The following is a 5,604-nucleotide window of genomic DNA, read 5'->3' as shown; positions in this document are numbered from 1 at the left end:
TGGCGGGCGAGCCGATCGCGACGGGTGAGCAACCCTCGCGCCCACCCACTCCCTGACCTCGACGTGGGGGGCGGCAGGGCTGGGCGCCCACATGGTGCTGGGAGCCAGCTCAGCGGCATACGGCCTGAGGTTTTTGGCAGGATGGGCGCATGCCGGAGCTGCCCGAGGTGCAGGCTCTCGTCGACTTCCTCGGCGAGCGGACGGTCGGTCTCGCCGTGACGAAGGTCGAGCTGGCCTCGATCAGTGTGCTCAAGACGTTCAACCCGCCGCCGCAGGCGCTGGAGGGTGCGCCGATAGATGGCGTGTACCGGCACGGGAAGTTCCTCGACCTCGACTGCGACGGAACCCATCTCGTCTTCCATCTCGCGCGTGCCGGATGGTTGCGCTGGAGCGACCAGCTGCCAGCCACGGTGCTGCGGCCCGGCAAGTCGCCGATCGCCTTGCGGGTCAGGCTCTCTGACGGTTCTGGCTTTGACCTGACGGAGGCAGGGACGAAGAAGTCGCTCGCTGCCTACATCGTCACGGACCCGAGTGAGGTGCCCGGGATCGCGAGGCTCGGGCCCGACCCGCTCGCGGACGACTTCACACTCGAGCGCTTCCGGGAGCTGCTCGCCGGGCGTCGCACCCAGATCAAGGGGCTGCTGCGCGACCAGGAGGTCATCGCCGGCGTGGGCAATGCCTACAGCGACGAGATCCTGCACGTGGCCAAAGTCAGCCCCTTCGCCATCGCGGGCAGCCTCGCCCCCGACGTCGTCGACCGGCTCTACGCCGCGCTGCGGAAGACGCTGACCAGTGCCGTGGAGGCCGCCTCCGGGAAGCCGGCGAAGGAGCTCAAGGACGCCAAGCGCGCCGGCATGCGGGTCCACGCGCGGACGGGTGAGGCGTGCCCGGAGTGCGGCGACGTCGTGCGCGAAGTGAGTTTCGCCGACACGTCCCTCCAGTACTGCGCCACCTGCCAGACCGGCGGCAAGCCGCTCGCTGATCGGCGAATGTCCAAGCTGCTCAAGTGACGTCCGGCTGAGCGGGGCCTGGCGAGCGGTCCGTCAGACGACGAAGGCGTCGCCGTGCTCTCCCTCGAGCGGCTTGCCGGCGCTCTGCCAGGCGCGCATGCCGCCCTCGACGTTGGCGACATCGAAGCCCTGCTGCGTCAACCAGGCCACCGCGCGTGAGGACCGCCCACCACTGCGGCAGACGATGCCAACAGTGTCGTCGGTGTCGGGCAGCTCGTCGAGGCGCGAGGGCAGCTCCCCGAGCGGGATGTGGATGGCGTTCGGCGCATGCCCTGCCGCCCACTCGTTCGGCTCGCGGACGTCGACGATGATGGCGTCGTCAGCGAGCTGCTCGACGGTGGTGACCGGCACCTCGCTCTGGCGGTCGGACGGAATGCTCATGACGGCCATCCTGACACGTGCACCGACCACACTCGAACGGCCAGTTCGCGACTGCACGGCTCCGGATGGGAGCCTTTCGTCATGACCGAGGTGCCACACGTCGTCGCCGTCCTCGGCCGGGGTGTCGTCGATTCCAACGAACCCGTCGTGACCGCGGACGATCTCGGCCTGACCCGGGGCGACGGATGCTTCGACTCGCTCCGCGTCTTCACCGACGAGAGCGGCCGGGCCACGGCCGTCGACCTCGAGGAGCACCTCGACCGGCTCGACCGCTCCGCTGAGGCGATGGACATCGACAACCCCTCCCATGCGCGGTGGGCGGAGCTCGTCGAGGACGCCCTGGACGCGTGGTCGACCCCAGGGGAGGCGGTCCTCAAGCTCGTCCTCACGCGTGGTCGCGAGTGGAGAGGCACGGGGCCGACGGCCTTCGCGACCATCTCCCACCGCGGGCCCGCACTTCCCGCGGGTGCCCCACGGCCCATCACCGCGGTCACGCTGACCAAAGGGCATCCGTCGGACGCCTTCGCCGATGCACCGTGGCTGCTCGGCGGGGTCAAGAGCCTGGCCTATGTCGTCAACGTCGCGGCCGTGCGCGAGGCGAGACGGCGGGGGGCAGACGACGTCATCTTCACGACGACCGACGGCTACGCCCTCGACGGGCCGACCTCGGGACTCCTCGTCGCGCGAGACGGAGCCCTCCTCAGCACGCCGACCGGGGCCACCGGGATCCTCGAGTCGGTCACCGTCGAGGCGATCTTCGAGGCGGCCCGCGCGGACGCTGTCGAGACCCGCTACGAGCTCGTCCCGATCGCTGACCTCTACTCCGCGGACGGCCTCTGGCTCGTGTCGTCGGGCCGAGGGCCTGCGCTCGTCACCGCCCTCGACGGTCGCTCCCTGCGCGCCGATCCCGACCTCGCCAGAAGGATCGCCCGCTACAGCGACTTCTGACTTGGGGACGCTGGGCGCGGCGTTGTGCTCAGCCCACGCGCAGGGCGAGCGTGTTGAGGACTGCGGCTGCTTCCTCGCTCCCGTCGATCGTGACGACGACATCCGACTGCCCGACCCGCCGGACGACGAGCGCCTCGCCGGCGCGCGTGACGTAGCCGCGCCGACCGTCGATCGCGACGCGTGACCCCCATCCGCCGAACTCGCGCATCGGAGACACCGTCCCCACCGACGCGTGGTCGATGTGGTCGAGCGCCACCTTCAACCAGGTCAGGCCCAGACTGGTCACGCGCAGCCCAGACCGGTCGATGACCACCCGGGCCGCGTAGGTTCCCAGCACCAGCGTCCCGAGAGCCGGGACGATGACGAGCACCCACGCGAAACCGCTCAAGGCGACCCAGACCACGGCGAGCAGGCCGAGAACCGAGACAGTGAGGACCATGCGGCTCGGCAGGGCGGTCCGACCGACCCAGGCGAGCCGCGTCGTGGGACTGACCTCGAGGCGTGCGGCTTCCTCCGGCATGGGCCCTCGCGGACCGGGGTGCACCGCCTCGTGGGAACGACCCCAGCGCGCAAGAGCGGTCCCCACGATGAGTGCACCCACGACAGCTGCGCCGAGCCACCACCACCCGGGGAAGCCGGGGGTGGTACTGCCGCTGCCGCGCTGTGCCAAGGCGCTCCCGAAGGTGACCCCGCCCAGAAGAACCGCGAGTCCGCCGGCGAGGGCGGCGGCGGAGCCTCGCGCCGACCGGTGCACCAACGCACCGACCGCGACCAGGGCCAAGGGGACCAACGCGGTGACGAGTCCTGCCGTCACGGCCGTCCCCGTGAAACCGAGGAACCGGTCTGGCGCGCCGGTCACGTCCCAGTGCACGGCGATGCGCGCCGGCAGATCGTCGCGGGCTGCCAACAGGGCGACGAGCCCCGCAGACGCGATCACCGGCCCGACGAGGGCGCTCACGATGAGGGCCCGGGTCGGTCGTGGGTCGCCGTGCGGGGTGTCCGTCGGGCGTTGCGTCTCGGTCATGTCAGAACTCGCTCTCGATGAGTTGGGTCAAGTCGTCGCGGGTTGCTCCCACGCGTCGGGCCTCTGCGACGAGCTCTGCGACGAGCGTGTGCAGGCGGGCCTGGCCTGTGGGGTCAGGGGCGGTCACGACCGCGCCCCGACCGCGCCGCAGGTCGATGAGGCCCTCGTCGCGCAGGGTCTGGTAGGCCCGCAGGACGGTGTGCAGATTGATGTCGAGGAGGCTGGCAGCCTCCTTGGCGGACGGAAGGCGCTCGCCCCGGCGCAGCCTGCCAGCCCCCATCTCGCGGCGCACCGAGGCGGCCACCTGCTCGTGGAGGGGCGCACTCGAGGCGGGGTCGACACTGAACAACATAGTTCTAGTTCTAATAGAACAATTGTCGTAGTGCAAGCCGTTATCGTTCGGGGGTGAAGATCCTGTCGATCCAGTCCCACGTCGCCTACGGCCATGCCGGCAACTCGGCGGCGGTCTTCCCGCTGCAGCGGCTGGGGCACGAGGTCTACCCGGTGCTGACGGTTAACTTCTCCAACCACACGGGCTACGGGTCGAGTCGCGGGCCGCTCATCGCCCCGACCGAGATCGCCGAGGTCATCCAGGGCATCGAGGAGCGAGGTGCCTTCCCGCACATCGACGCGGTCCTGTCGGGCTACCAGGGTGCGGAAGCGGTGGGCGAGGTCGTCCTCGACGCGGTGACCCGAGTCAAGGCGGCCAACCCGGCTGCGCTCTACTGCTGCGATCCGGTGATGGGCGACGTGGGGCGAGGGTTCTTCGTCCGCCCAGGGATCCCGGAGTTCCTCCGCGACCAGGTGGTGCCGCGGGCCGACATCATCACGCCGAACCAGTTCGAGCTCGAGTTCCTCGTCGGGCGCTCGCTCGGGTCCGAGCAGGAGGTGGTCGAGGCTGCCGACGCGTTGCGGGGCCGCGGGCCCGAGGTCGTCCTCGTCACGTCGACGCTCACGCGAGACACTCCTGAGGGCTCGATCCAGATGACGTGCGTGACCTCCGACGGTGCCTGGGTGGCGACGACGCCGCTCCTCCCGATGACGTTCAAGGGCGGGGGCGACGTCGTCTCAGCGCTCTTCCTCGCGCACTACCTGACCGACGGTCCCAGCGTTGGTCTTGCCCGCACGGCGGCCACGATGTACACGATCATGGAGCGGACCCACTCTGCGGGAAGCGAGGAGATGCTCCTCGTGCAGGAACAGGAGGCCATAGCCTCGCCCGACACGCGCCTGGAAGTTTCCCAGATCCGTTGACGTCGTGCTGAGAAAGCACGTTATTGTTGCTTCGCGCCGTTCCGCATGACCACCCCTGACCGTGCGGAACGGCGTTTCGCGCCCCCAGACCATGCCGTATGCCGCTGGGCTTGCTCTCGTGTGCCGCCGCGGTCGGGTGGGCGGTTGGGTTGGCGCGACACGAATTGGCGAGTATGCGAATGTCTCAGGTTTTCGCTAGACGCGCATATAGCCTCCGATCGTGGACCCCATCACCAACCCGTACGCGCCGGGTGCGGGGCAGCGGCCGCCCGAGCTGGCCGGGCGGGACGAGCAGCTGCGGACCTTCGACGTCGTCCTGGAGCGGATCTCGCGGGGCCGGTCGGAGCGGTCGATCGTCCTGACCGGGCTGCGCGGCGTCGGCAAGACGGTCCTGCTCAATACACTGCGCTCCGCCGCGATCGGGCGGCTGTGGGGCACCGGCAAGATCGAGGCCCGGCCCGACCAGTCGCTTCGTCGGCCGGTAGCCGCCGCCCTGCACATGGCGATCCGCGAACTGGCACCGCGGCACCGCGCGCCCGACCGGATCGACGAGTTCCTCGGCGTACTCAAGGCCTTCGCGCTGCGGACCCAACCGCACCGGGCCGGCAACGGTTCGGCCGGCTCCCGATTGCGCGACCGCTGGCAGCCGGGCATCGACGTACCGGCGACCAGTGGCCGGGCGGACTCCGGCGACATCGAAATAGACCTGGTCGAACTGCTGAGCGATGCGGCCAGCGTGGCCACCGATGTCGGCACCGGCATCGCCATCTTCATCGACGAGATGCAGGATCTGGCCGCCGAGGACGTTTCCGCCTTGTGTGCGGCCTGCCACGAACTGTCCCAGATCGGCGCGCCGCTCATCGTCGTCGGCGCCGGGCTGCCCCACCTACCGGCCGTTCTGTCCGCCGCGAAATCCTACTCGGAACGGCTCTTCCGCTATCAACGCATCGACCGGCTCGATCGCATCGCCGCCGACCACGCACTGTG

General features: G+C 69.9%; 7 protein-coding genes. 4 read left to right on the top strand and 3 right to left on the bottom strand.

Annotation, left to right across the window (positions count from 1 at the left end):
• Positions 1–149: 149 nt before the first annotated feature.
• Entirely contained in the window at positions 150–1,010 is an 861-nt protein-coding gene (locus VIR15_RS15215; RefSeq protein ID WP_331929206.1) for an Fpg/Nei family DNA glycosylase, read from the top strand.
• Positions 1,011–1,043: 33 nt separating this feature from the next.
• Here VIR15_RS15215 and VIR15_RS15210 read toward each other — a convergent pair whose 3' ends face one another.
• Positions 1,044–1,391 (bottom strand): rhodanese-like domain-containing protein, encoded by a 348-nt coding sequence (locus VIR15_RS15210; protein WP_331929203.1) that lies wholly within the window; start codon positions 1,389–1,391, stop codon positions 1,044–1,046.
• An 81-nt stretch (positions 1,392–1,472) separates the two neighbouring features.
• Between VIR15_RS15210 and VIR15_RS15205 the strand changes: the two genes are divergently transcribed.
• Complete coding sequence (locus tag VIR15_RS15205; protein WP_331929200.1) at positions 1,473–2,339, top strand: aminodeoxychorismate lyase; 867 nt, start codon at positions 1,473–1,475, stop codon at positions 2,337–2,339.
• A gap of 28 nt (positions 2,340–2,367) precedes the next feature.
• Here the strand turns inward: VIR15_RS15205 and VIR15_RS15200 are convergent, their stop codons facing one another.
• On the bottom strand, positions 2,368–3,363 hold the full coding sequence (locus VIR15_RS15200) for a DUF1648 domain-containing protein (protein ID WP_331929198.1): 996 nt from the start codon (positions 3,361–3,363) through the stop codon (positions 2,368–2,370).
• A 1-nt stretch (position 3,364) separates the two neighbouring features.
• Positions 3,365–3,715, bottom strand: coding sequence for a GntR family transcriptional regulator (locus VIR15_RS15195; RefSeq protein ID WP_331929195.1), 351 nt, complete (start codon positions 3,713–3,715; stop codon positions 3,365–3,367).
• A 53-nt stretch (positions 3,716–3,768) separates the two neighbouring features.
• Here VIR15_RS15195 and pdxY point away from each other — a divergent pair, with 53 nt between their 5' ends.
• Positions 3,769–4,617, top strand: a complete 849-nt coding sequence (pdxY, locus tag VIR15_RS15190) for a pyridoxal kinase PdxY (RefSeq protein WP_331929193.1) — start codon at positions 3,769–3,771, stop codon at positions 4,615–4,617.
• Between the two features lie 220 nt (positions 4,618–4,837).
• A partial coding sequence (locus tag VIR15_RS15185) for an ATP-binding protein (RefSeq protein WP_331929190.1) occupies positions 4,838–5,604 on the top strand: 767 nt, incomplete at its 3' end.

The sequence above is a fragment of the Intrasporangium sp. genome, assembly GCF_036566125.1.
In the GTDB taxonomy this organism is placed as follows: domain Bacteria; phylum Actinomycetota; class Actinomycetes; order Actinomycetales; family Dermatophilaceae; genus Intrasporangium.
Note: the sequence above shows the minus strand (reverse complement) of the source record. Positions and strands in the feature narration are given on the sequence as shown.